We start from the raw sequence: 24,851 nt of genomic DNA on the forward strand, positions 1-24,851 counted from the left end.
CCGATGACACGACGCCCGCCGGTGAGTTCCGTCAACGGAACCAGTGCGTCATGCCGACGATCGCCGAGGGAGGAAACGGCAAAAACGCACGGTGCGGCGCGAGCTCGGCTCCGGGCCCGAGCCCGCCGCAGGGCGACCGTACGAGGGCGAGCTCTCCACGGCTCCGGGCCGGCCGGAGGAACGGCGCGTCCTATCCGATGATGGCGACGGGGGCGTCCCAGGCGTTGCGGTCGACGGTGATGGTGTGACCGCCGCGTGTCTCCTTGCTGTTGACCATGTACTGGTGGCCGCGGCTGTGCGGGGTGAACAGCTTGGGGTCCCAGGGCCAGTCCGCGGTGGTGGTGTTCTTCCTGTCCCACAGCGCGTACCAGAGGTTGCCCGGCAGGTCGGTCCTGTCGGTGGCTGTTGCGACGGCCCTGGCGCTGGAACTGCTGAAGCCGTAGTAGCCGGCGCGGTAGGTCTTCGCGCGCAGGGTCCTGCTGAAGGAGCGCACGTAGGTCAGGACCGCGTCATTGCACGCCTTGTCCGCGACGTCGTACGGCTCCATGTCGAGGTAGACGGCGCTGCCGGCCTTCATACCGAGCGCCGAGGCCCTGGCGACGGCGTCCTTGGCGTTGCTCGCACCCAGGGAGGCAGCCGTGGCGGCCGTGAACTTCTCCGGGTTCCTGCCCGTCTGACAGGGCGGCTGGGCCCCGACATACAGCGGGATGAGCTTCCAGCCGGAGGAGCTGACCGACTTCACCCAGGACGCGGTGAGGTTGGGCTGGGCGCAGCCGCGGTTCTTGCCACCGATGTAGACGGCGGCGGCGCCGTAGAAGCCGGTCCTCCACGCCTTCATCGCCGCGAGGGAAGGCGCTGTGCAGGTGTCGAACGCCCGCCCCGTGTACGTCTTCTCCGCCGGCCAGGCCGATGCCGCCGTCGAAGTCTGCGCCGCGATCCCGGCACCGGCGACGACCACGACGCCTGCCGTCGACCACGCGATGTAGCGGCCTCTTCTGGACAACCGGTGTTCGGACATTCCCCACCCCATTCGGATCGCGGCCACGGCCGCGACCGGCTCGCTTGCGGGGGACCGGTGCATGCGGCGGCACACCGTCGGGCGTGGTCGCAAGGCTCGGTCCCGCCTGCAGCGGCGCGGTACGGCTCCGGCGTTCGGAGCGCTCAGCACCCTATCCAGGATCTGCGAACGACACCGATGACCGTACGGACCGAACTTCGCGCGACGCACCCCGGCTCGCCACCGCCCGCGCCGAACGGGCCGCGCGGACCGCACGGCGGCCGACGCCCGGGCCGCTTCATCCCACCGTCTCCACCACCACCCCGAATCCCGCGGCTCCGCCACGCGCTCCGGCGGCTGTCGCGAACGCCCGGCCCGGAGGGCCACGCGCGCCTCCGTTCCAGGGACTCCTCGGGGACTCCCAGCCCCTGGTCCGAGGGACTTTCCGCCGCGTGACGCGGCAGGACCCCGAAAGACCGGAAAGGGCCTCCGTCCCGGATCAGAGGCCCTTTCCCAGGTAAGACCGCAGGGGGCGGCAGACGAGTCGGGCTGTACGCCGGGTTCTGTTCCGGCGGGTCCTCGCGGGCCCGCCGGCGACGGCCATCCATCTAGGGCCGGCGTTGCCGCCGGCCTCGTGCGGTCTACCCGCGGACTCGGGCGAGCAGCCCTCGAACGTCCGCGCAGAGCGCTTTTCACGGCGCTCCTCTTGACCTTGCTCCGGGTGGGGTTTACCTAGCCGCCTGAGTCACCCCAGGCGCTGGTGGTCTCTTACACCACCGTTTCACCCTTACCGGGGAGCGCCCTCTTCGAGAAGAGAACAACCCCGGCGGTCTGTTTTCTGTGGCACTGTCCCGCGGGTCACCCCGGGTGGCCGTTAGCCACCACCCTGCCCTGTGGAGCCCGGACGTTCCTCGGGAAGTCCCGTGAGGGACTCCACGCGGCCGCCCGCCCGGCTCGTCTGCCGTGCCGACCATGGTACCGGGCGCGGGCGGGGCTTCGGCGCGGCGGCCGTCGCCAGGACCGAGCCGGTGAGGATCAGGGCGAAGGCGGCCAGGACGGGAGCGGTCAGGGGTTCGTCCAGGAAGAGCGCGCCGGCGGCCACCGCGATCGCCGGGTTGACGTACGTGATCACCGACGCGCGGAGGGGGCCGGCCTCCTTGATCAGCTCCAGGAAGGCGACGAAGGCGATCGCCGTGCAGACGACGCCGAGGGCGGCCAGGGCGGCCAGGCTCTCGGCCGAGGGCAGGGCCGCCGGACGGGTCACGGCCGCCGCGGGGGCGTAGACCAGGGCGGCCAGGGCCAGGCAGGGCGTGATGAGGTGCAGCGTCGGGACGTCCTTCAGGTGGCGGTCGGCGATCAGGGGGGCCGTGGCGTAGCCGACCACCGTCACCAGGACCTCCGCCAGGGACAGGGCGTCGCCACCGGTCAGGTGGGGGACGGTGAGGACGCCGACGCCGCCGAGGCCGAGCGCCAGGCCCGTGGTCCGGCGGGTGCCCAGCGACTCCGCCGCGCCGAAGAAGCGTGCCAGCAGGACGCCGGCGATCGGCACGCCCGCGATCAGCAGGCCCGCCGTGGAGCTGGACAGGTGGCGTTCGGCGTCGGTCAGGGTGTACCAGGGGCCGACGATCTCGATGACCGCGAACGCCAGCATCGGTTTCCAGTGCGTCCGCACGTTTTGGGCCATGCCCGGTTGGCGCAGGGCGAAGGGGAGCAGGAGCAGGGCGCCGAGGGCGCAGCGCACGAACACCACCGTCGACGGGGACACCTCGTCCACCGCCACTTTGATCATCAGATAGGGGATGCCCCAGACGACTCCCATCAGGGAGAACAGGGCCCAGCCGCGTGCAGTCATGAAGGTGAGTGTCGGCCGGGTCGGCGGGCGCTGTCTTGAACGCTGTTGCGGTACGCCGCCGGGGTCACCCCCAGGACGCGGCGGAACCAGCGGGTCAGGTGCGCCTGGTCGGCGAAGCCGACGAGTCCGGCGACCTCGGCGGGGCGCGCTCCGGCCTCCAGCAGGGCGCGGGCCCGGGTCACCCGGTACTGGGCGAGCCAGGCGTACGGGGGCACCCCCATCGTCGTACGGAAGGCGCGCAGGAGCTGGTAGCGGGAGAGGCCGAGGTCGGCGGCGAGGGCGGCGAGGGAGGGCGGGGCGAGGAGTTCGTCGGCGAGGCGGTCGCGCACGGCGAGGGCGACGGTGCCGGCGCCGGGGACCGCCGTGTCGTCCGCGCGGGCCGTGGAGTGGCGGCGGGCGAGGGCGGTGAGCAGCCAGGGGATGCGGGACTCCGCCTCCAGGGGGTCCGGGCGGGAGCTCACGTCCGTGTGGGCGCGGCACAGGGCGGCGGCCAGTTCGGGGTCGTCGAGGACGGGGTCGGGGAAGTGCGGGAGGCCGCCGCCGAGGGTGCCGTCGGCGAGGAGGGCGGGGGCGGCGTAGAGGGCGCGGTAGGAGTAGCCGTCGGGGGCGGCGGGGCCGCCGGTGTGCATCTCGCCGGGTTCGAGGACGACGATCGAGCCCGGTCCGGACACGATGCGTCCGCCCCGGTAGGCGATGGCCTCCAGGCCGCCGACGGTGACCCCGACCGTGAACTCGTCGTGGGCGTGGGGGGCGTACTCGTGCCGGTCGAAGCGGGCGGTGAGCAGGTCGAGGGGAGGGCCGCACCGCCCCAGCCGCGCCCTGGTCCAGCGGGCCTGTTCCCGTACGTCCGTCACCGCGCACCCCCGCCCACAGGGGATCAGAGGAAGTCGGCGGTGTCCAGGTCGAATCCGAAGGGGGCGGGGAGAGTGACCGGTTTGCCGAAGGGGCGAGTGCACCGCTCGCGGTACTCGTCCTTCCCCGGGTCGCCGAACAGCGTGATCGAAGAGGCTTCGCGGTCGACGAGGAGGTAGAGGGGGATGCCGCCGCGGGCGTAGCAGCGGCGCTTGGCCTCGCGGTCCGCCTGAGGCTTGCTGGATGTCACCTCCACCACCATGGCGACGCCGTCGCAGGGCATCCAGGAGCCGGCTCCCCGGTAGAGGCGCAGAGCCGTGGGAGCGAAGGTGCCGTCCGGGATGGCGTGGTTCTTCGGGCAGGCTCCGCCGCTCTTCAGCTTCAGTCCTTTGTTCCCGGAGAAGTCCATGTCGGTACGGGACCGCCTGATCACCTGCTTCATGATCAGATTGATGTAGTCCTCGTGGTCCCCGTCCGGCGGCGGCGTCACGACGATCTCCCCCTCGATCAGCTCGGCCCGGAAACCCTCCGGGGTCTCCAGGGCGAGAAAGCCCTCCAGCAGGACGTCCGCCTGCGAGAGCGGCTCATGGGCCATGGCAGTCATGTCACGCCCCTCCTTCTGTCGCCCGTCAGGCTGGGACATCGGCTGATCACCTGTCATGAGATCGGGAACCGTTCCCTCGATCGTGGCACAGGATCGTGTGGCCCGGCAGGCGCCACCGCGCCCGCTTGACCCTGCCGCAGCGTCAACGTCTCTACTGGTCCCATGCGGATCGGAGAACTCGCCGCCGCCGTCGGGGTCACCACGCGGGCGGTGCGGCACTACCACCAGTCGGGGCTGCTGCCGGAACCGGAGCGGCTGGGCAACGGATACCGGGACTACACCCTGCGGCACGCCGTCGCGCTGGCGCGGATCAGGCGGCTGACCGAGCTGGGGCTGGGGCTCACCGAGGTGCGGGACGTGCTCGCGGACGACGCGGGGAAGGATCTCGTCGAGGTGCTGACGGAGCTGGACGAGGACCTGGCGCGGCAGGAGGCCGCGATCCGGGACCGGCGGGCGCGGCTGCGGGGCCTGCTGGAGACGGGGGACGGGCTGACCGCCGAGGGGCCGGTCTCCCCCGAGCTGGCCGCGCTGTTCCGGGACACGGCCCGGCTGACCGACTCCCCCATGGCCGTCAAGGACCGCGAGATGCTCGCGCTCATCGAGACCGCCGCGCCGCCGGAGGAGCGGAAGCGGCTGATCGGGCTGCTCGGCGGGATGGTGGACACGCTGGGCGGGGCCGAGCGGGCGCGTGCGCTGTACGGGATGCTCGACGCGCTCGCCGACGCCGATCCGGACGACCCGCGCGTGGAGGAGGCCGCCCGCGCCCTCGCCGCGTCCGTGCCGGACGGACTGGTCCCGGAGGGGACCGACGTCGGGGAGGCGGACGGCTTCCTGCGGGCCCTCTACGCCGACTTCGCACCGGCCCAGGCGGAGGTGTTCCGCCGCATGCTGCGGATCGTCACGGAGGGGCGGTCATGAGGGGCGTGCGGGTGGCGTGGGCGCTGGCCCGGCACGAGCTGCGGCTGATGACGAGCCTCTGGCTGTGGGTGGCCCGTCGTAGGCACGGTGTCGGCGGCGGGACGGCGTTCGGGTACGCGCGCGGACAGGCGGCCCTGATGTACGGGTTCGCGTTCGTGTGCGTGGTCGAGACGGTGGCGATGTCCGTGCTGCTGGGCGACTGGCCGACGGTGCACGCGGTGGTGCTCTTCCTGGACGTGTACACCGTCGTGTTCGTCGTCGCGCTGCACGCCGCGTCCGTCGTCCGCCCGCACGTGCTGGACGCCGGGGTCCTGCGGGTCCGCCGGGCCGTCCACGTCGACCTGCGGATACCGGTCGGGCGGATCGCCTCGGTCCGGCGTGAGCTGCGGATGACGCACGAGCCGGCCGACGGCGAGCTCGATCTCGCCGTCGGGTCGCAGACGACCGTCACGGTCGAGCTCACCGAGCCGGTCACCCACGTCACCTTCCTCGGCCGCCGCCACGACGTCCGCGTGGTCCGCTTCCACGCGGACGACTCCGACGGGCTCGTCCGCGCGCTCGCCGCAACCCCCTCTCCTCGGGGGCGCTGTCGCTGAACCCCATCGCCAAGCCGGTGGGCACGAGCGGAACCGCGTCCGGCGCGCACCGTACGCTGACGTCGAGCTCGATCGAAGGAGTACGTGTGCTTGTCCTGCTGCCGCCGTCCGAAGGCAAGGCCGCTTCCGGCCGCGGTGCCCCGCTGAGGACCGAGTCGCTGTCGCTGCCGGGGCTGGCCGCCGCGCGGGAGGCCGTCCTCGCCGAGCTGGTGGACCTGTGCGCCGGCGACGAGGACAAGGCGCGCGAGGTGCTCGGGCTGAGCGAGGGGCTGCGGGGCGAGGTCGCGAAGAACGCGGAGCTGCGGACCGCCGGGGCGCGGCCCGCCGGGGAGATCTACACCGGGGTGCTGTACGACGCCCTGGACCTGGCGTCCCTGGACCCGGCGGCGAAGCGGCGGGCGGCGGCGTCCCTGCTGGTCTTCTCCGGGCTGTGGGGTGCGGTCCGGGTCACCGACGAGATCCCCTCCTACCGCCTCTCGATGGGTGTGAGGCTGCCCGGCCTCGGCGCGCTGAGCGGGCACTGGCGTGCGCCGATGGCCCAGGTGCTGCCCGAGGCCGCCGGGGACGGGCCGGTGCTGGACCTGCGGTCGGCGGCGTACGCGGCGGCCTGGAGGCCGAAGGGCGAGGTCGCCGGGCGGACGGTGACCGTACGCGTGCTGCACGCGCCGACCCGGAAGGTGGTCAGCCACTTCAACAAGGCGACCAAGGGGCGGATCGTACGGAGCCTGCTGACGGCCGGGGCCGCGCCGGAGGACCCCGCCGGGCTGGTGGAGGCACTGCGGGACCTCGGGTACGAGGTGGAAGTGACGGCGCCGGCCAGGGCGGGGGCGGCGTGGGCGCTGGATGTGCTGGTGGACGAGGTGCACTGATTGCATCCTCTGCAATGAGCTTTGCGCGGTGCGCATCGGTGTGGGCAGGATGACGCCATGCGCTCTTCCCTGCCCTCCGCGGACTCCTCCTCCGTGCTGGACCTCGCCCCCGTCGTGCCCGTCGTCGTCGTCGAGGACGCCGCCGACGCCGTACCGCTGGCGCGCGCGCTGGCCGGTGGCGGGCTGCCCGCGATCGAGGTGACCCTGCGGACGCCCGCCGCGCTCGACGCGATCCGCGCGATCGCCGGTGAGGTGCCGGACGCCGTGGTCGGGGCGGGGACGGTGATCACGCCGGAGCAGGCGGGCGAGGCGGTGGCGGCCGGGGCGCGGTTCCTGGTCAGCCCGGGGTGGACGGACGTACTGCTCGAGGCCATGCGGGCGTCCGGGGTGCCGTTCCTGCCGGGGGTGTCGACCGCCTCGGAGGTGGTGGCACTCCTTGAGCGGGGGGTGCGGGAGATGAAGTTCTTCCCGGCGCAGGCGGCGGGCGGTACGGCGTACCTGAAGTCGCTCGCCGGTCCGCTTCCGCAGGCCCGCTTCTGCCCGACCGGGGGCATCGGCCCCGACTCCGCGCCGGACTATCTCGCGCTGTCCAACGTGGGGTGCGTGGGCGGGAGCTGGATGCTTCCGGCGGACGCGGTGGCCGCCCGGGACTGGGACCGGATCGAGGCGCTGGCCCGCGCGGCGGCGGGGCTCAGCGCAGGTGCGAGGTGTCGTTGAACAGGCGGACGCTGGCGTTGCCGTCGGCGTAGTACGCCACGGCGGAGAGCGATGCCGCCGAGAGTTCCATGCGGAACAGGGCCTCGGGCGGGGCGCCCAGGGCGAGGCGCACGAAGGTCTTGATCGGTGTCACGTGGGTGACGAGCAGGACCGTGCGGCCGCGGTACTCGGCGGTCAGCCGGTCGCGGGTGGCGGCGACCCGGGCGGCGGTGGCCGCGAAGCTCTCGCCGCCGCCGGTGGGTTCGGCGTCCGGGGAGGACAGCCAGGCGTTCAGGTCGTCGGGGTGGCGTTCGCGGACCTCGCCGAAGGTGAGGCCCTCCCAGGCGCCGAAGTCCGTCTCGCGCAGCCCGTCCTCCACGGTCACGTCGAGACCGAGGCGGGCGGCGACGATGCCGGCGGTCTCGCGGGTACGGGCGAGGGGCGAGGCGACGACCGCCTGGACGGTCCCGCGCCGGGCGAGGAACTCGCCGACCTTCTCGGCCTGCTCCCGGCCGACGCCGGAGAGGGAGGGGTCGCTGCCGCCACTGCCCGAGAAACGCTTCTGCGGGGTCAGCGGGGTCTCGCCGTGCCGCAGCAGCACGAAGGTCGCGGGCGGCCCCAGATCGGCGGGCGCCCAGCCGGCGGTGGGAGTGGCGACGGCCCGCGCGGCCCGGACGTCGGCCTCGGCTTCAGTACGGCCGACCTCGGCGCGTCCGGCTCCGGTCCGATCGGCCTCGGCGCGTCCGGCTCCGGGCTCGCCACCGGCGACCTCGGCGCGTCCGGCTCCGGGCTCGCCACCGGCGACCTCGGTCCGGCCCGCTCCGGGCTCGCCACCGGCGACCTCGGTCCGGCCCGCTCCGGGCTCGCCACCGGCGACCTCGGTCCGGCCCGCTCCGGCCCGATCGGTCCCAGGCTCGCCACCGGCGACCTCGGCAACGGCGGCGTTCTCGGACACGGTGCCGGCTCCCGCGGCCCCGGACGCGACGCGGGTCCCGGCCGCCCGCGCGGCCCGCGCATCCGCGTCGGCCTTTACACGGTCGGCGTCGGCCTCCGCGGCCCGCGCGCGCCCGGCACCGGCCCCGGCCCCGGCGGCGGCGGAACCCCCGGCCTCCGGGGCCGACGCCAATGCGGCGCGGACCCTGGCCGCGCCCTCTGTCGCGTCACCCGGTGGGCCCGCCGGCTCGGGGGTCACCGGGCGTGCCGTCGGGGTGCCGAGGGCGGCCCGGGAGACCGCGGCCGACCACGCCTCGCCCCGTTTGCCCGCGTCCATCGCCTCGTTGGCCAGGCGGTCGGCGTGCTTGTTCTGTGCGCGGGGGATCCACTCGTAGGTGACCCGCTCCGGCGGGAAGACCCGCGCCGCCTCAGCCGCGAGCGGCTTCATCGCCGGGTGCTTGATCTTCCAGCGGCCCGTCATCTGCTCGATGACGAGCTTGGAGTCCATCCGGACGTGGACCCGTGCCTGAGGGTCCAGCTCACGGGCGGCGCGCAGGCCGGCCAGCAGGCCCCGGTACTCGGCGACGTTGTTCGTGGCGACACCGAGGTACTCGGCCACCTCCACCAGGGTCTCCCCCGTCGCCGCGTCGCTCACCACGGCCCCGTAGCCCGCGGGCCCCGGGTTGCCCCGCGACCCGCCGTCCGCCTCGACGATGAACTCCCGCACCGTCCGGAACCCCTACAGCCCCGACTCGGACGTACGCACCAGGATGCGGCGGCAGTTCTCGCAGCGCACCACCGTGTCGGGGGCGGCGGAGCGGATCTCGTTCAGCTCGGTGATGGCGAGCTCCTGACGGCAGCCCTGGCAGGTACGGGCGTACAGCTTCGCGGCACCGACGCCGCCCTGCTGCCCGCGGAGCTTCTCGTACAGGCTCAGCAGCGGGGCGGGCACCGAACCCGCGACGACCTCGCGCTCCTTCGTCACCGAGGCCGCCTCGCCGTCGATCTCCTCGACGGCCGCGTTCCGGCGCGCGGTGGCGTCGTCGATCCGCCCCTGCACGGAGCCGACCCGCTCGGTCAGCTCGGCGACCCGCTCCTGCGCGGACTCGCGGCGCTCCATGACCTCCAGGACGACGTCCTCCAGGTCGCCCTGCCGCTTGGCGAGGGAGACGATCTCGCGCTGGAGGTTCTCCAGGTCCTTCGGCGAGGAGACGGCACCGGAGTCGAGGCGCTTCTGGTCGCGGGCGGCGCGCTGGCGCACCTGGTCGACGTCCTGCTCGGCCTTGGTCTGCTCGCGGGCGCAGTCGCTCTCCTCGGTCTGCGCGGCGACGAGCAGGTCGCGCAGCTGGGTGAGGTCCCGGCTCAGCGACTCGATCTCGGCGTGCTCGGGCAGCGACCTCCGCTTGTGGGCGAGCTGCTGGAGGCGGACGTCGAGGTCCTGGACGTCGAGGAGTCGGATCTGGTCGGCGGGCGCGGCGTTCAGTTGGGGGCTCCAGATGTGTCGGTGGTGGCGGGAGACGCCGCGTGGGCGGTCCAGGGGTCGGTGACCGTCTTCGAGACGTGGACCCGCAGGCCCCATCCGTGACGGTCGGAGATCTCGTCGAGCTGGGCTGCCGCCAGCTCGCACCAGGGCCACTCGGTGGCCCAGTGCGCCGCGTCGAGCAGCGCGAGGGGACTGTGGGCGCGGTCCGCGATGAACTCGGACGCCGGGTGGTGGCGCAGGTCCGCGGTGAGGAAGGCGTCCACGCCGGCGGCCCGGACGTGGTCGAAGAGGCTGTCGCCGGAGCCGCCGCTGACGGCGACCGTGCGCACGAGCGCGTCGGGGTCGCCGGCGACGCGGATGCCCTGCGCGGTGGCGGGGAGGCGTTCGGCGGCACGGGCGGCGAGGGCGCGGACGGTCAGCGGGTGGTCCAGTTCGCAGACGCGGCCGAGTCCCCGGCGGCCCTCGGGGTCGGCCGGGTCCGGCACCAGGGGTCGTACGACCCTGAGGTCCAGGGCGCCGGCGAGGGCGTCCGAGACTCCCGGGTCGGCGGTGTCGGCGTTGGTGTGGGCGACGTGCAGCGCGATGTCGTTCTTGATGAGCGTGTGTACCACGCGGCCCTTGGAGGTGGAGGCCGCGACCGTGGTCGTACCGCGCAGATAGAGCGGGTGGTGGGTGACCAGCAGGTCGGCGTCCAGCCTCACCGCCTCGTCGACGGTCTCCCGGACCGGGTCGACGGCGAACAGGACCCGCGTGACCTCCTGGTCGGGCTCGCCCACGACGGTGCCGACCGCGTCCCAGGACTCGGCCCGCTCGGCGGGCCACAGGTTCTCCAGCGCGGCGATGACTTCAGACAGACGGGGCACGCCGCCAAGGCTACCTGGGCCGCCTCGTGCGCCCGAACCGGCGCCGCTCTCGCCGGCCGGCGTCACGACCCCGTGGAGCACACGTCCGCTCCTTCCTCAGGCGAATCGTTCCTGGAGCACCCTTACGTGTGAAGTGCGGGCCCACCGGTTCGCCGTCCGCGCACGCGCGACCTACTTTCGTCACCGGAGGTGACCGAACGATGACGGTCTGTGCCATCGAACCTGCGGCGGGACACGCGGACGGAGCCGGGCGAGCGGGCTGCACCATCACCGCCGACGGTTCCTACGCCGCACGCCTCGCCCTCGCCGGCGACTCCTTCTTCCCGGAGCGCTGGACCCTGGACGGCCCCGAGCCCTACGCGGTGCCGCTGCCCGGCGACCGGCCCGAGGAACCCGGCACCGAGGTGCAGCCCCTGAGCGACGGGCGGGTCCTCATCCACCGCCTGGTGGGCGGACGGCACGCCTTCTCGCTGCTGTACCCGACCGGCCCCGGCACCGGCGAGCTGCCGCTGGGCACGGTCGAGTGCCCGGACGAGGGCACCCGGCTGCGGCTGCTGCCGCCCGCGCCGGGCGGGGAGCGGGCGTACGCCCTCGCCGTGGGCCGGCGGTCGACGGTGGTGTGGCTGGTGGCGGGCGGCGCGTTCGGGCCGGAGCAGCTCGCGGAGGTTCCCGGGCGCTGCTCGGGCGGGGTGTGGCTGGACCGCGAGGGGCGGATGCTGGCGCTGGACCGGGAGACCGGCGGGCGCACCAAGGCGGTCGTGGTGGACCTGGAGCGCGGCGGCGAGATGTCCCCGCTGCTGCAGATCGCCGACGGGAGCGACGACCGGGTGCTGCTCGCCGACCCGGACAGCGGGCTGCTGCTGATCCGCTCGGACGCGCCGTCCCCCGGTCGGGACCGGCTGGGCTGGGGGGTACTGGGCAGCACGCTGCCGGTGCGTTTCCCGGAGTGCCTGCGGCTGGCGGACTGCGCGGTCACGCCGTTCGCGATCCAGCCGGGGCAGATGCTGACGCCGGAGAGCTGCGCGGTGGCGCTGCGCGTCGACGGCGCGTTCGGCAGCTGGGTCGGGGTGTGGCGGCCGGCGGAGCGGCGGGTGCACCATTTCCCGGCGCCGGCGGGGTGGCTGGCCGGCGCCGGGCTGTGGACCGCGGACGGGGTGTTGCGGCTGCCGTACGCCACCGGGGCGGTGCCGTGCGGTGTCGCCGGGCTGCGGGCGCCCGGGCAGGAGCGGCGGCGGGAGGGCCTGGACGTCCGTCCGGTGGTGAGCCTTCCGGAGGCTCCGGGCCGCCCGGCATCCGCCGTGCCCGTGCCCGACCGCGTGCCTGACGGCCGGCTCCCCACCGCCGTGGGCCTCGCGGCCAAAGGCCGGATGCCGTCCGCCGTCGCACCTATGACCGTGGGCCGACTCGCTTTCACCGCCGCGCCCACGGCCGAAGGGAAGAACCCGTCCACCGCCGCACCCATGACCGAAGGCGGACCCCCCTCCACCGCCGTACTCATGACCGTGGGCCGCCTCGCCACCACCACCGAGCCCACGAACGAGGACCGCACCCCGTCCACCGCCGCACCCATGACCGAAGGCGGGACCCCCTCCACCGCCGTACTCATGACCGTGGGCCGCCTCGCCACCACCACCGAGCCCACGAACGAGGACCGCACCCCGTCCGACACCGCGCCCATGACCGAAGGCCGACTCGCCACCACCGCCGGCACCATGGCCGAAGCCTCTCTCCCGCCCCACACCATGCGCATCGGCGGTCGGCTGCCGTCGTACGTCGTGCACATCGCCGACGGCCCGCCCCCGCTGCGCACCGTGCACATGGTCGACGGTCAACTACGGCCCCGCACCGAGCACATGGCCGACGGGGGGCATCCGTTCCACGCCGGACTTCCCGCGCACGGCGACCCCGACGCCCTTGCCGCTCCCCGTCCCGTTCCCTTGCAGCAGGCGCCTTTGGGGCGGCTTGTAACGAAGTAGTGGCGGTCGGCGTGGCCGCCTGGATTCGAGCGGTGGGGTGCCGGTTACACTCGCCCGGCTGTAGGAAAGATCATGTTTACGGGGTGAGTTCCTTCCGATGAACGACGTCAACACGAACAAGCCGCAGTCCGCCGAGGGCGGACAGGCCTCCGCCGGACACGGCAGGCACCGGGGTCCGGTCTCCACGCAGGACGCGGAGGCGTCCCCGCGCGGCCGGCACCGCAGGCCGGAGCAGGCGAACGAGTACGCGGGGTCGGCTGCCTGACATCACGTCAGACACCGGTCCGCAACCGATCCGGGCCCCGGCCGTCGTCGATGACGGCCGGGGCCCGGCTCTCTGCCGGCCACCGGGCGGCCCCGGCCGGCACGAGCGCCCCGGCACCGGCTTTCGCCCCGTGCCGAACCTGGTCCCCGGTCCTGGACACCGCCCACCCCCCCGGTCGGCCAAGGAGCGGGCGGGACTCTCCGTCGGAGCGGGGCCGGCGGTCACACGCGGTGGCTGCCGCCGGTGTCCCGGTGGTGCTCGTGCTTGGTCTTACGAGGGATGAGCCCGGCCAGTCCCAGCAGGCCGAGCAGGCCCCACAGTCCGGCGTTGCCGCCGCCGTCGTCGTTGTCGTCGTCCTCCTGCGCCTGTACGACCGTGGCGGTGGTCGGCTGGGCCGCCTGCTCGGCGGTCTGGCTGAACGCCGCCCCGGCCGGGGCGATGGCGAGCAGGATGCCGATGGCGACGGTGCCCACGAATTTGCGCATTGCTGTCTCCCTTATCTCAGTGGTCCCAGCAGTCGCTTTCGCACCGTCCATAGTGCCCGTTTTCCTCCATAAAAGACTCAAATGCGAGAAACACGGGCGCTTTTTTGATTGCCACTTCGACCGGACACGTCGACACCGGCCGGTACAAAGGAACGGTCAAGAATTCGTTAGTGGCTCGAAGCATCGGAATAGTTGCCTCGGTGTACGGGGTTCGGTCTGCACGTACCCCTGCACACGGCCCGCCCCGGAGGCACCCTTCATGACGCAGACGACGACCGACCGTCCCTCCGGCAGAGCGGGCGGGGCCGTGGTCCCGGTGCTTGCCTTCGCGGGCATCGTCGTCGCGGTGATGCAGACCCTGCTGGTCCCGGTCATCAAGGATCTGCCGCGCCTGCTGGACACCACCCCCGGCGACGCCACCTGGGTCCTGACCTCGACCCTGCTGTCCGGCGCCGTGGCCACCCCGATCATGGGCCGCCTCGGCGACCTCCACGGCAAGCGGCGCATGCTGGTCACCAGCCTCGCGGTGATGGTGGTCGGCGCGCTGGTCAGCGCGTTCACCAGCGATCTGCTGCTGATGATCGCCGGCCGTACGCTCCAGGGCTTCGCGATGGGCGCCATCCCGCTCGGGATCGGCCTGATGCGCGACATGCTGCCCCGCGAGCGCCTCGGCTCGGCGATGGCCCTGATGAGCTCCTCCATAGGCGTCGGCGGCGGTCTCGCGCTGCCCGCCGCCGCGCTGGTCGCCCAGCACTCCGACTGGCACGTCCTCTACTTCGGCGCCGCCGGCCTCGGCGTCCTCGCGATCGCGCTCACCCTGACCGTCGTACCGGAGTCCCCGGTGCGCGCGAAGGGCACCTTCGACCTGCCGGGCGCGCTGGGCCTGTCCGCCGGACTGGTGCTGTTCCTGCTCCCCGTCTCCAAGGGCAGCGCCTGGGGCTGGACCTCCGGCACCACGCTGGGCCTGTTCGCCGCGGCGGCCGTGGTTCTCCTCCTGTGGGGGCTGATGGAGCTGCGCGTCGCCGCGCCCCTGGTGGACCTGCGCACCAGCGCTCGCCGCGAGGTCCTGCTCACCAACCTCGCGTCGATCATGGTCGGCGTCTCCTTCTTCGTCGTCTCCCTGGTCCTCCCCCAGCTGCTCCAGCTCCCCGCCGGCCACGGGCTCGGCCAGTCGATGGTCGTCGCCGGCCTGTGCGTGGCCCCGCTGGGCGTGACGATGATGTTCACGGCCCCCGTCTACGCCCGGCTGTCCGCCCGCCACGGCCCGAAGACCACCCTCATCCTCGGCCTGCTGATCATCGCGGCCGGCTACGGCGGCGGCCTCGGCCTGATGGACGCCGCCTGGCAGACCGTCGTCACCTCGGTGGTCATCGGCGCGGGCATCGGCCTCGCCTACTCCTCCCTGCCCGCGCTGATCACCGACGCGGTGCCGGCCTCGGAGACGGGCGCGGCGAACGGCCTCAACACGCTGATGCGGTCCATCGGTACGTCGGTGTCGAGCGCCGTCATCGGCATGGTGCTGGCGAACACGGCGGACACCGTGGGCGGGGTGGAGATCCCGACCCCGCACGGCTTCCGGATCTCCTTCCTGATCGCGACGGCGGCGGTGGCCGTGGGCCTGGTGCTGGCCCTGTTCCTGCCCGCCGGGCGCCCGTCGGAGCAGTATCCGCGACTGCGGGCGAGCAGCGAGGAGGACGCGAACCCGGAGCACGCAAAGGCGGCCCCGCACGGTTTCCGCGGCCGGGTCCTGGACGCGACCGGTGTCCCCGTCGCCCGCGCCGAGGTCACCCTGACCGACCGCCACGGCCGCCGGGCCGGCACCACCGTCTCCGCCGACGACGGCGGCTACGCCCTCGCCGTCCCCGCCGGGGGCGCCTACGTCCTGGCCGCCCGCGCCGCCGGCCACGCCCCGCTCGTCTCCCCGGCCCGCCACGAGGGCGACGGGCGTCCGGTCGACCTGGACCTGTCCCTGCCGGGCGCGACGGTCTCCACCTGACCCCCGCCACCCAGCGGTACCCCCTGTCGGCCGGTCCGGCGGGGAGGTACGGCAGCATGGGGCCGTGCACACACGTACGACCTCGGGAGAGGCAAGCCCCATGTCGATGGCACCCGGGCCCGCGATCCTGGCCGCGTTCGAGGCGGCGAAGGGCTTCATGCCCGTGGACGAGGGCCTGGCCCTGTACGCGGCGGCGGCCGAGGCCGGCCGTCTCGGGCTGCCGCTCCTGGAGATCGGCACCTACTGCGGCCGCTCCACGATCCTGCTCGCCGACGCGGCCCGCGCCGCCGGTGTCACCGCGCTCACCGTGGACCACCACCGCGGCAGCGAGGAGCAGCAGCCCGGCTGGGAGTACCACGACCCGGAGACGGTCGACCCCGGACTGGGCCTGATGGACACCCTCCCCGCCTTCCGCCGCACCCTGCACCGGGCGGGCCTGGAGGACCACGTGGTGGCCCTGGTCGGCCGCTCCCCCAAGATCGCCGCCCTCTGGGCCTCCCCGCTCGCCCTCGTCTTCATCGACGGCGGCCACACCGACGAACACGCCACCGCCGACTACGAGGGCTGGGCCCCGCACGTCACCGAGGGCGGCCTGCTCGTCATCCACGACGTCTTCCCCGACCCGGTGGACGAGTTCACCGGCCAGGCTCCGTACCGCGTCCACCTCCGGGCTCTCGCCTCCGGCGCGTTCACCGAGGTCTCGGCCACCGGCTCCCTGCGCGTACTGCGCCGTACCGGCGCGGGCATCTGACACCGCTAGGGTGGCTGCGTGTCGTACACAGGTCCCGGTTTCGATCCGCCCCAGCCCCGGAGGTCCCGGCGCGGGCCCCTGACCATGGCATTCGCCGCGCTGGTGCCGGGCGCGTTGCTCGGGTGGGCCGTGTATGCCGCGGTGGGCGGGGGCGACGAGAGGCCGGGGAGCGCCGCCGCTTCCCCCTCCCTCTCCCCCTCTGCTTCCGCTTCCGCTTCCGCTTCCGCCACGTCCCGTACGTCGTCGCCGGCGCCGTCCGCGAGTTCCGAGGACGCGAAGCCCAGCGCCTCCGCCGCCGCGAGCGGCCCCCTCAAGGGCAAGGTCGTCGTCATCGACCCCGGGCACAACCCGGAGAACTTCAAGCACACCGCCGAGATCAACCGCCAGGTGGACATCGGGACCAACCGCAAGGAGTGCGACACCACCGGCACGTCCACCAACGACGGTTACGCCGAGGCCGACTTCACCCTCGACGTCGCCCACCGGATGCGCGCGCTCCTCGAAGAAGAGGGTGCCACCGTGAAGTTGACGCAGGACGCCGACCGGCCGTTCGGCCCGTGCGTGGACGAGCGGGCCCGGATCGGCAACAAGGCGAAGGCCGACGCCGTCGTCTCGATCCACGCGGACGGCTCGGGCACCGGCAACCGCGGCTTCCACGTGATCCTGCCCGGCGCCGTGCACGCCGGTGCCGCCGACACCCGCGCCATCGTCGGACCGTCCGGCGACCTCGGTACGCGCATCGCGGGCAACTTCGTCCGCGTCACCGGCAGCGCGCCCTCCAACTACGTCGGCGGCGGTACCGGTCTCGTCACGCGTAAGGACCTGGGCGGTCTCAATCTGTCAACGGTTCCCAAGGTGTTCATCGAGTGCGGCAACATGCGCGATAGCAAGGACGCGGCGCTGCTGACCAGCGGTGCCTGGCGGCAGAAAGCGGCGCAAGGGATTTCCGACGGAATCGTGAGTTTCCTGCGCGGGTAGGGATCAGCGCGCTGATCCGGGCGGACAGCCCGATCCTTCGGACGATAATGTCGTCCACACGATGAGGGGCCACCCCCGCGCTTCACACCGGGGCCTTCGGGCGACATGGTGACAGCGACGCCTCTTCCGCCGACGAGACGACCTACGAAGGACCTGAAGTGAATATCCGCTCCCTCACTCGAGGCGACGGCGTGGTGATCGGAGCAGCGGTATTGCTGTTCATCGCGTCGTTCCTCGACCTCTACTCCGTCGATGGCGCTCCCGACAGCTACGACCTCCCCAGCCTGTGGGGCAGCGGTCCGGTCGTGCTCGGAGTGGTGCTGGCGGGCCTCATCGGCGCCGCGCTCGTCGTCGTCGCCCGCGGCCTGCCGCAGCCGCCGAAGGTCGCGGGGCTCGACCTCGGCCAGTTCGGCGTCGCCTTCACGGTGTTCGCCGCCTGGACCGCCCTCGGCAACATCTTCGACGTGGCCGGCGGCATCGACAACGTCGGTGGTTCCTCCGACGGCCCCGACGCCGGCACCGGTCTGATCCTGGCGCTCGTGGCCACGCTCGTCATGGCCGCCGCCGCCGTCGCCACCCCCCTGGTGCCCGCCCTCAAGGGCGCGCTCCTCCCGGCCGCCCGTCCCGCCGCCCCGCAGCCGTACGGCGCGCAGCCGCCCGCCGGTTACGGCTACCCGGGTGCGCAGCAGGCCTCGTTCGGTGGTCAGCCGCAGCCGGGCCAGCCCGGTCAGCCGCAGCAGCCCTTCCCGGGCCAGCCGCAGGCGGGCCAGCCCGCCGCCCCGGCGCCCGCCGGGGACTTCTCGCCGTTCTGGTTCGCCGTGCCGGTGCCGCGTCCGCTGTTCCCGGAGGACGGCTCGCCCACGCCGATCGCCGAACTGGCCCCCGGTACCTGGTACCTGGCGGTCGAGCAGCGCGGTCCGTCCCTCGTCGCCCAGACCCAGGACGGCCGCCGCGGCGTCCTCCAGGACACCTCGGGCATCCAGCGCGGCTGATCGGCCCCGGCCCTTTCTCGTCACGGCCCCCGCCCCACCGGGCGGGGGCCGTTGTCGTACGGCGGGCACCCGCCACGGCCGCGGCGGATCGGGGACCGGCGGCCCGGCGTCTTCTCGGTGGACCACCGGCAGCGCGGCCCGAAGGCGTGGCGCCTGCTGCTCACCCACCGCTGAGCTCGCGGCGAACTTCCGCACCGGCTCCGGGCGTTCCGGGTTTCAACCCGACTTTCGGGGCCAGTCGGAAAGCATGTCCCCTCGATATCGCACTGGTTCCAACTCCGCGGGGACGGTCATCGCGGTGATCGCGGACATCATGGCCGTCATCCTCGGACTGTGGATTCTGATGTACCTGCTGGACGCCAACCGGGGCAACGACCTGGTGCAGTTCGTCCACGATGCGGCCAACTGGCTGGCCACCTGGTCCCGAGACCTGTTCACCTTCGACGAGGCGTGGGCCCGGGTGGTCGCCGGCTACGGACTCGCCGCCGTCGTCTACCTGTTCATCGGCCACGCCATCGCGGGCCGGCTGCGCCGCCACTGAGGCCGCCGTGCGGCCGGCTCAGGTGAGCGTGCAGCAGTCCGGGGCCAGTCCCCTGGGCAGGCGGTCGCCGCCGAAGACCGCGCAGGTGGCCTCGTGGCCGCCGAGGGCGGCGACCGCCAGCAGCAGTGAGCCGGCGGTCCAGGCGGTCAGCTCGCGCGGCCAGATCGCGTCGTCGTCGAAGACGTAGCCCGTCCAGTACAGGCCGGTCCCCGGATCGCGCAGGTGCTGGATCGACTGGAGCACCTCCAGCGCGCGGTCGGACTCGCCCATCGCCCACAGCGCCAGGGCGAGTTCGGCCGACTCGCCGCCGGTCACCCACGGGTTGGGCACCACGCAGCGCACCCCGAGGCCGGGCACGACGAAGCGGTCCCAGCCCTCCTCGATACGGGCCTTGGCCTCCGCGCCGGTGAGCGCGCCGCCGAGCACCGGGTAGTACCAGTCCATGGAGTAGCGGTCCTTGTCCAGGAACCGCTCCGGGTGGTGCCGGATCGCGTGCCGCAGCGCGCCCGCCGCCAACTCCCAGTCCGGCTGCGGCTCCTCGCGCTGCTCGGCGATGGCGAGCGCGCAGCGCAGCGCGTGGTGGACGGAGGAGGAGCCGGTGAGCAGCGCATCCGCGGTGGGCGTGCCGTCGTCGTCGCGCCGCCAGCCGATCTGTCCGCCGGCCTGCTGCAACCGCAGCACGAACTCGACCGCCGCGTACACCACCGGCCACATGCGGTCCAGGAACGTGTCGTCGCCGGTGGCGAGGTAGTGGTGCCACACGCCGACCGCGACGTAGGCGACGAAGTTGGTCTCCCGGCCCCGGTCGGTGACGTCGAGCGGGTCGCCGTCGGCGTAGGCCGCGTACCAGGAGCCGTCCGCCAACTGGTGCCGGGACAGCCACAGATAGGCCCGTTCGGCGGCGGCGTGCTCGCCCGCCGTGTCCAGGGCCATCGCGGCCTCGACGTGGTCCCACGGGTCGAGGTGGTGTCCCCGGAACCAGGGGATCGCCCCGTCCTCCCGCTGCACGGCGAGGATGCCGGCGACGGTCGCGGCGGCCTGACCGGCCGTGAGCACCCCGGGCAGGACGAGGTGTTCCGTCCGAGGGGTCCGGGGAGACCTGGAGGTCGTCACGTGGCGTCCGCCTCGGCCTCGGCGCGCGGCAGGTGCGGCTTGGTCGCGTACGCCACGAAACTCTTGCCGATCAGCGGGTTCAGCGCCTGCTCGGCGACCCGGGTGGCGAGCGGCTTCTTCATGATGTCCCAGACCAGCAGCTTGTGGTACGCCCGCACCGGCAGCGCCTTGTCGTTGTCCACGCCGAACGCGCACTTCAGCCACCAGTACGGCGAGTGCAGCGCGTGCGCGTGGTGGGTGCCGTACGGGCGCAGACCCGCCCCGCGGATCTTCGCCAGCAGCTCGTCCGCCTTGTAGATGCGGATGTGGCCGCCCTCGACCTCGTGGTAGGCGTCGGACAGCGTCCAGCACACCTTCTCCGGGCCGTAGCGCGGCACGGTGATCGCGATCCGGCCGCCGGGCCTGAGCACCCGCACCATCTCCGCGAGGACGCCCTTGTCGTCCGGGATGTGCTCCATCACCTCGGAGATGATGACGACGTCGAAGGACTCGTCGGGGAAGGGCAGGGCGAGGGCGTCGCCCTCCATGGCGGTGGCGGTGGCCCCGGCGGGCGCCTCCCCGGCCTCCTTCATCGCCGCGAACCACTTGGCGACCTCGCGGATCTCCTCGCCGTTCTGGTCCAGCGCCACGACCTGCGCGCCGCGCCGGTAGCACTCGAAGGCGTGCCGGCCGGCCCCGCAGCCGAGGTCCAGGACGCGGTCACCCGGGGCGAGCGGGAACCGGGAGAAGTCGACGGTCAGCACGTGGCCCTGCTTTCGCGGTCGGAGGTGTCGGCTGCGGGCGCGGACACGGCGGCGGCCGTGTCCGCGAGGGTGTCGGGAGCGGCGTCCCCGGCGGTCGGGGCGCCCGCACGGGCGGCGTCCCCGGATCCGGAGTGGCGCGAGGGCGTGGCCGCCGAGCGGGCGTCCCCGGTGTCGCGGTCCCCGCGGGCCGCGCCCGTGCCCCGGCCCGCGTGGGCCATCGCCTCGCGGTAGCGGGCCACCGTGCCCTGCGCCGCACGCGCCCAGGTGAAGTGCCGCAGCACCCGCTCCCGTCCGGCCGCCCCGAGCCGGGCGCGCAGCTCCGGGTCCCCGAGCAGCCGGGTCAGCGCGGCGGCCAGCGCCCCCGCGTCGCCGGGCGGTACGGCGAGACACGTCTCCCCGTCGCGGCCGGCCACCTCGGGAATCGCCCCGCCGGTCGTGGCGACCAGCGGGGTGCCCGTGGCCATGGCCTCGGCGGCCGGCAGGGAGAACCCCTCGTACAGCGACGGCACGCACGCGACCTGCGCCGACCGCACCAGGTCGACGAGTTCGGCGTCCGAGATGCCCTTGACGAACTCGACGGCGCCCTCCAGGCCGTACCGCTCCATCGCCTGCGCGACGGGCCCCTCCGCGGGCCGCTTGCCGACCACGACGAGATGCGCCCCGGGCTGCTCGGCGCGCACCTTCGCCAGCGCCTCGACGAGGAAGACCAGCCCCTTCAGCGGCACGTCCGCGCTGGACGTGGTCACGATCCGGCCCGGTACGACCGGCACCGACGGATCGGGCGCGAACAGGTCGGTGTCGGCGCCGATGTGGACGACGTGGACACGGTCCTGCCGTACGCCGAGATCGTCGACGATCTCCTGGCGGGAGCTGCCGGAGACGGTGAGTACGGACGGCAGGCGGCGCGCCACCCGCTTCTGCATCCGCGTGAAGGCGTACCAGCGGCGCACCGAGTACCGCCGCTGCCAGTTCTCGGCGGCGTCCAGTTCCAGCCGGCGGTCGACGGTGATGGGGTGGTGGATGGTGGTCACCAGGGGGGCGCCGAGGTCGCCGAGCAGGCCGTAGCCGAGGGTCTGGTTGTCGTGGACGACGTCGAAGTCGCCGCGCCGGGCGCGCAGATGGCGGCGGGCACGCAGGGAGAACGTCAGCGGCTCGGGGAAGCCGCCGGTCCACATCGTGCCGACCTCCAGCGCGTCGACCCAGTCCCGGTACTCGCCGCGCTTCGGGGTGCGGAAGGGGTCCGGCTGGCGGTAGAGGTCGAGGCTGGGCAGCTCGGTGAGGCTCGGCCCGTCGTGGCCCTCGTCGGAAACGTCGAGGACGTCGAGGACGGGGTAGGGCTGGGCGCCGATGACCTCGACGCGGTGTCCGAGACGGGCGAGTTCGCGGGAGAGGTGGCGTACGTAGACGCCCTGGCCGCCGCAGAACGGGTTTCCCTTATAGGTGAGGAGTGCGATGCGGAGCGGTCGCAAGCCGTCGGATGCGGACCCCTGCGAGGGCCCGGCCTGACTGGCCTCAGCGGTCACTCTGGGCCCCCTTCTCCCTGCACTGCCCTGCGAGATTACGCCGGGACGCCAATCTAGAACAAGTTTCAGAGTTGATCGTTCGGAGGATCCGAATCTACCGGCAGGTAGGAGTACTGGCAGCAGCGGATCAGGTGATTCACGCCACGACGGACGACATGCCATGCTGTCTGATCATCCACCCTCACCGACTGTCACGGACGGGACCCATGCCTACGGAAGCCAACAGGGACGAGGCGGCCAGGGCAGCCACGACGGACAGGGCGGGCAAGGCCGCGGCGACGGGGGCCGGCACCGCGCGCCCCGCCCCGGCCTCACCACTCACCGAGCGCCAGGAGGCGCGCCGGCGCCGCATCCTGCGGGCATGCGCGCGGCTGGCCGGCCGGGGCGGCTTCGACGCGGTGCAGATGCGTGAGGTCGCGGAGTCCTCGCAGGTGGCGCTCGGCACGCTGTACCGCTACTTCCCGTCCAAGATCCATCTTCTGGTCGCGACCATGCAGGACCAGCTGGAGACCCTGCACGGCACGCTGCGCAAGAAGCCGCCGGCCGGTGAGACCCCGGCCGAGCGGGTCGCGGAGACCCTGATGCGGGCCTTCCGCGCGCTCCAGCGGGAGCCGCACCTGGCCGACGCGATGGTGCGCGCCCTGACGTTCGCGGACCGCAGCGTGAGTCCGGAGGTCGACCAGGTCTCCCGGCAGACCACGATGATCATCCTGGACGCCGTGGAACTCACCGACCCCACACCCGAGCAGCTCTCGGCCGTCCGGGTCATCGAGCACACCTGGCACTCGACCCTGATCACCTGGCTCTCGGGCCGCGCCTCCGTCGCCCAGGTCAGGACCGACATAGAAACGGTGTGCCGCCTGATGGACCTGACGGCCCCGGAGAGCACCGATGACCGCTGACAGCCACCGACCACCACTCCGAAAGTTTCGACATCTTTCCGTCAACACTGGCGGCAGGGCCCCTTCTCCACAGACCCTCACATACCGACGGCTTCCGTCGTGCGCGAATGATTGACCACCCCTCCGGCGGCCCGTATCGTCTCCGCAGAAATTCGGAGCCGAGTCCGAAACTTTCGTTCGACCGCACGGCAGCAATCCCGCCCATCCGCAGCACGGGACCCCACCGGAAAAGGGATGACATGCGCATGATCAGAAAGCGGACGAGAACCGGAGGCGGCGGCCCCGCACACGGCCGGCTGCGCGCCGCCCTCGGCGCCACCACCACCGCCCTGCTCACCGTCACCGCGCTCGCCGCACTCCCCCAGACCACCGCCCACGCCGCCGACACCCTGGGCGCGGCGGCGGCCGAGAAGGGCCGCTACTTCGGCGCCGCCGTCGCCGCGAACCACCTCGGGGAGGCGCAGTACGCGGCCACGCTCAACCGCGAGTTCAACTCGGTGACCCCCGAGAACGAGATGAAGTGGGACGCCGTCGAGCCCAGCCGCGGCTCCTTCAGCTTCAGCCGCGCCGACCAGATCGTGAACCACGCCCAGAGCCGGGGCATGGACGTCCGCGGCCACACCCTGGTCTGGCACTCCCAGCTGCCGGGCTGGGTCTCCGGACTCGGCGCGAGCGACCTCCGGTCGGCCATGAACCACCACATCACCCAGGTCATGACCCACTACAAGGGCGAGATCCACTCCTGGGACGTGGTCAACGAGGCCTTCCAGGACGGCGGCAGTGGCGCCCGGCGCAGCTCGCCCTTCCAGGACAAGCTCGGCAACGGCTTCATCGAGGAGGCCTTCCGCACCGCCCGCGCGGCCGACCCGAACGCCAAGCTCTGCTACAACGACTACAACACCGACGGCGTCAACGCGAAGAGCAACGCCGTCTACAACATGGTCCGGGACTTCAAGTCCCGTGGCGTGCCGATCGACTGCGTCGGCTTCCAGTCCCACTTCAACCCCAACTCCCCCGTCCCCTCCGACTACCGGGCCAACCTCCAGCGCTTCGCCGACCTCGGCGTCGACGTGCAGATCACCGAGCTGGACATCGAGGGCTCGGGCCAGGCCCAGGCCACCAACTACGGCAACGTCACACGCGCCTGCCTGGCGGTGACCCGCTGCACCGGCATCACGGTGTGGGGCATCCCGGACAAGTACTCGTGGCGGTCGAGCGGCACCCCCCTGCTGTTCGACGACAACTACAACAAGAAGCCCGCGTACGACGCTGTGCTGAGCGCTCTCGGTGGCACCCCCGGCGATCCTGGTGATCCGGGCGACCCGGACGCGGCCTGCACCGCCACCTACAGCACGGCGGAGCAGTGGGGCGGCGGCTACAACGGCAAGGTGACGATCACGGCGGGCGGTTCGCCGATCACCGGCTGGAGCGTCGACGTCACCATGACCGCCCCGCAGAAGGTCGTCTCCGTCTGGAACGGCTCACCCACCTGGGACGGCAGCGGCAACGTCATGACGGTGCGGTCCAGTTGGAACGGATCGCTCGCCGCCGGGGCATCGACCAGCTTCGGCTTCACCGTGAACGGCGGCGCCTCGCCCCCGCCGCAGGTCGGCGCCTGCACGGCTTCCTGACCCGGCCCACCCGCATCCGCATTCCCATTCCGGGGGTGCGGATGCGGTGCGCCTTCCACGGCTCGCGTGACCCCGCTCACCGAAGCCACCCCTGGCCCCTTCCCTACGGGCGGGTAGAGTGTCGGCGTCGTCATCACACCGTACGGGGGGAAGCCGGTGCAATTCCGGCGCTGACCCGCAACCGTGAGCCGTCCACCGGGACGGCGAGCCGGACTGCCCCGCACGGTTCATGACCGGCTCACGTGCCCGGCGAACCCGCCGGCGCACCGGCACCGTCGAGGCATACGGAGCC

The 24,851-nt window shown here is 73.1% G+C and carries 22 protein-coding genes, 1 other RNA gene, 2 pseudogenes and 1 riboswitch; of the genes and pseudogenes, 13 read left to right on the forward strand and 12 right to left on the reverse strand.

From position 1 onward, the window contains the following. Nucleotides 1-190: 190 nt before the first annotated feature. The 5 genes and pseudogenes from ACFXAE_RS19565 to ACFXAE_RS19585 form a co-directional block, all read right to left on the reverse strand. Entirely contained in the window at nt 191-1,018 is an 828-nt protein-coding gene (locus tag ACFXAE_RS19565) for a glycoside hydrolase domain-containing protein (RefSeq protein ID WP_384716063.1), read from the reverse strand. A gap of 515 nt (nt 1,019-1,533) precedes the next feature. After that, an RNA gene (rnpB, locus tag ACFXAE_RS19570) (RNase P RNA component class A) lies at nt 1,534-1,954 on the reverse strand. A 115-nt stretch (nt 1,955-2,069) separates the two neighbouring features. Further along, nucleotides 2,070-2,849, reverse strand: a pseudogene (locus tag ACFXAE_RS19575) (DMT family transporter); the annotation flags it as partial. Further along, a complete protein-coding gene (locus ACFXAE_RS19580; RefSeq protein WP_384716066.1) occupies nt 2,846-3,703 on the reverse strand; it encodes an AraC family transcriptional regulator in 858 nt (285 codons plus the stop codon). The pseudogene ACFXAE_RS19575 and the gene ACFXAE_RS19580, both read right to left, overlap by 4 nt. Before the next feature lie 23 nt (nt 3,704-3,726). Then, nucleotides 3,727-4,296, reverse strand: a complete 570-nt coding sequence (locus ACFXAE_RS19585) for a Uma2 family endonuclease (protein WP_384716149.1) — start codon at nt 4,294-4,296, stop codon at nt 3,727-3,729. A gap of 171 nt (nt 4,297-4,467) precedes the next feature. On the opposite strand from ACFXAE_RS19585, the gene ACFXAE_RS19590 reads away from it, so the two are divergent. The 4 genes from ACFXAE_RS19590 (at nt 4,468) to eda (ending at nt 7,405) form a co-directional block, all read left to right on the forward strand. After that, nucleotides 4,468-5,223: a MerR family transcriptional regulator gene (locus tag ACFXAE_RS19590; RefSeq protein WP_384716069.1), complete on the forward strand. Its 756-nt coding sequence runs from the start codon at nt 4,468-4,470 to the stop codon at nt 5,221-5,223. Then, on the forward strand, nt 5,220-5,819 hold the full coding sequence (locus tag ACFXAE_RS19595; protein ID WP_384716072.1) for a hypothetical protein: 600 nt from the start codon (nt 5,220-5,222) through the stop codon (nt 5,817-5,819). Before ACFXAE_RS19590 ends, ACFXAE_RS19595 begins: the two co-directional genes overlap by 4 nt. 86 nt (nt 5,820-5,905) lie before the next feature. Then, nucleotides 5,906-6,688, forward strand: coding sequence for a peroxide stress protein YaaA (yaaA, locus tag ACFXAE_RS19600; protein ID WP_384716074.1), 783 nt, complete (start codon nt 5,906-5,908; stop codon nt 6,686-6,688). A 57-nt stretch (nt 6,689-6,745) separates the two neighbouring features. Continuing rightward, nucleotides 6,746-7,405 carry a bifunctional 4-hydroxy-2-oxoglutarate aldolase/2-dehydro-3-deoxy-phosphogluconate aldolase gene (eda, locus tag ACFXAE_RS19605; protein WP_384716076.1) on the forward strand — a complete coding sequence of 220 codons (660 nt, stop codon included), beginning with the start codon at nt 6,746-6,748 and terminating at the stop codon, nt 7,403-7,405. On the opposite strand, the gene ACFXAE_RS19610 is transcribed toward eda, so the two are convergent. Genes ACFXAE_RS19610 through ACFXAE_RS19620 form a run of 3 tightly spaced genes read right to left on the reverse strand, consistent with a single transcriptional unit; the run spans nt 7,380 to nt 10,663 of the window. Continuing rightward, a complete protein-coding gene (locus ACFXAE_RS19610) occupies nt 7,380-9,044 on the reverse strand; it encodes a bifunctional RNase H/acid phosphatase (protein WP_384716079.1) in 1,665 nt (554 codons plus the stop codon). The genes eda and ACFXAE_RS19610 overlap by 26 nt on opposite strands. Nucleotides 9,045-9,056: 12 nt before the next feature. After that, entirely contained in the window at nt 9,057-9,800 is a 744-nt protein-coding gene (locus tag ACFXAE_RS19615; RefSeq protein WP_384716152.1) for a zinc ribbon domain-containing protein, read from the reverse strand. After that, nucleotides 9,797-10,663, reverse strand: coding sequence for a Nif3-like dinuclear metal center hexameric protein (locus tag ACFXAE_RS19620; RefSeq protein ID WP_384716082.1), 867 nt, complete (start codon nt 10,661-10,663; stop codon nt 9,797-9,799). The genes ACFXAE_RS19615 and ACFXAE_RS19620 overlap by 4 nt, the downstream gene beginning before the upstream one ends. Nucleotides 10,664-10,863: 200 nt before the next feature. On the opposite strand from ACFXAE_RS19620, the pseudogene ACFXAE_RS19625 reads away from it, so the two are divergent. Then, nucleotides 10,864-11,872, forward strand: a pseudogene (locus ACFXAE_RS19625) (hypothetical protein); the annotation flags it as partial. Between the two features lie 864 nt (nt 11,873-12,736). Next, nucleotides 12,737-12,904 (forward strand): hypothetical protein, encoded by a 168-nt coding sequence (locus ACFXAE_RS19630; protein WP_384716085.1) that lies wholly within the window; start codon nt 12,737-12,739, stop codon nt 12,902-12,904. A gap of 221 nt (nt 12,905-13,125) precedes the next feature. Here the strand turns inward: ACFXAE_RS19630 and ACFXAE_RS19635 are convergent, their stop codons facing one another. Further along, entirely contained in the window at nt 13,126-13,389 is a 264-nt protein-coding gene (locus ACFXAE_RS19635) for a WGxxGxxG family protein (RefSeq protein ID WP_384716088.1), read from the reverse strand. Nucleotides 13,390-13,648: 259 nt separating this feature from the next. On the opposite strand from ACFXAE_RS19635, the gene ACFXAE_RS19640 reads away from it, so the two are divergent. From ACFXAE_RS19640 to ACFXAE_RS19660, 5 genes are all read left to right on the forward strand, one after another. Beyond that, nucleotides 13,649-15,385 (forward strand): MFS transporter, encoded by a 1,737-nt coding sequence (locus ACFXAE_RS19640; protein ID WP_384716091.1) that lies wholly within the window; start codon nt 13,649-13,651, stop codon nt 15,383-15,385. 100 nt (nt 15,386-15,485) lie between these two features. Next, the gene (locus ACFXAE_RS19645) at nt 15,486-16,136 is read left to right on the forward strand and encodes a class I SAM-dependent methyltransferase (protein WP_384716095.1); all 651 of its coding nucleotides are present in this window, start codon (nt 15,486-15,488) and stop codon (nt 16,134-16,136) included. Between the two features lie 18 nt (nt 16,137-16,154). Next, nucleotides 16,155-17,114, forward strand: a complete 960-nt coding sequence (locus ACFXAE_RS19650) for an N-acetylmuramoyl-L-alanine amidase (protein WP_384716098.1) — start codon at nt 16,155-16,157, stop codon at nt 17,112-17,114. 158 nt (nt 17,115-17,272) lie between these two features. Further along, the gene (locus ACFXAE_RS19655; RefSeq protein ID WP_384716101.1) at nt 17,273-18,106 is read left to right on the forward strand and encodes a DUF5336 domain-containing protein; all 834 of its coding nucleotides are present in this window, start codon (nt 17,273-17,275) and stop codon (nt 18,104-18,106) included. A gap of 247 nt (nt 18,107-18,353) precedes the next feature. Further along, nucleotides 18,354-18,647 (forward strand): hypothetical protein, encoded by a 294-nt coding sequence (locus ACFXAE_RS19660; RefSeq protein WP_384716104.1) that lies wholly within the window; start codon nt 18,354-18,356, stop codon nt 18,645-18,647. Nucleotides 18,648-18,665: 18 nt separating this feature from the next. On the opposite strand, the gene ACFXAE_RS19665 is transcribed toward ACFXAE_RS19660, so the two are convergent. From ACFXAE_RS19665 to ACFXAE_RS19675, 3 genes are read right to left on the reverse strand one after another with little or no spacing between them, the layout of a single operon-like run. Further along, nucleotides 18,666-19,760 carry a prenyltransferase gene (locus tag ACFXAE_RS19665; RefSeq protein WP_384716107.1) on the reverse strand — a complete coding sequence of 365 codons (1,095 nt, stop codon included), beginning with the start codon at nt 19,758-19,760 and terminating at the stop codon, nt 18,666-18,668. Then, nucleotides 19,757-20,503 carry a class I SAM-dependent methyltransferase gene (locus ACFXAE_RS19670; RefSeq protein WP_384716110.1) on the reverse strand — a complete coding sequence of 249 codons (747 nt, stop codon included), beginning with the start codon at nt 20,501-20,503 and terminating at the stop codon, nt 19,757-19,759. The genes ACFXAE_RS19665 and ACFXAE_RS19670 overlap by 4 nt, the downstream gene beginning before the upstream one ends. Beyond that, a complete protein-coding gene (locus ACFXAE_RS19675; protein WP_384716113.1) occupies nt 20,497-22,026 on the reverse strand; it encodes a glycosyltransferase family 4 protein in 1,530 nt (509 codons plus the stop codon). Before ACFXAE_RS19675 ends, ACFXAE_RS19670 begins: the two co-directional genes overlap by 7 nt. Nucleotides 22,027-22,232: 206 nt before the next feature. On the opposite strand from ACFXAE_RS19675, the gene ACFXAE_RS19680 reads away from it, so the two are divergent. Continuing rightward, nucleotides 22,233-22,928, forward strand: coding sequence for a TetR family transcriptional regulator (locus ACFXAE_RS19680; protein ID WP_384716116.1), 696 nt, complete (start codon nt 22,233-22,235; stop codon nt 22,926-22,928). Nucleotides 22,929-23,167: 239 nt separating this feature from the next. Continuing rightward, a complete protein-coding gene (locus ACFXAE_RS19685; RefSeq protein ID WP_384716119.1) occupies nt 23,168-24,559 on the forward strand; it encodes an endo-1,4-beta-xylanase in 1,392 nt (463 codons plus the stop codon). Between the two features lie 100 nt (nt 24,560-24,659). After that, nucleotides 24,660-24,799, forward strand: a riboswitch (cobalamin riboswitch). The last annotated feature ends 52 nt before the right edge of the window (nt 24,800-24,851 follow it).

It is taken from the genome of Streptomyces sp. NPDC059454 (assembly GCF_042749965.1).
Lineage (GTDB): Bacteria > Actinomycetota > Actinomycetes > Streptomycetales > Streptomycetaceae > Streptomyces.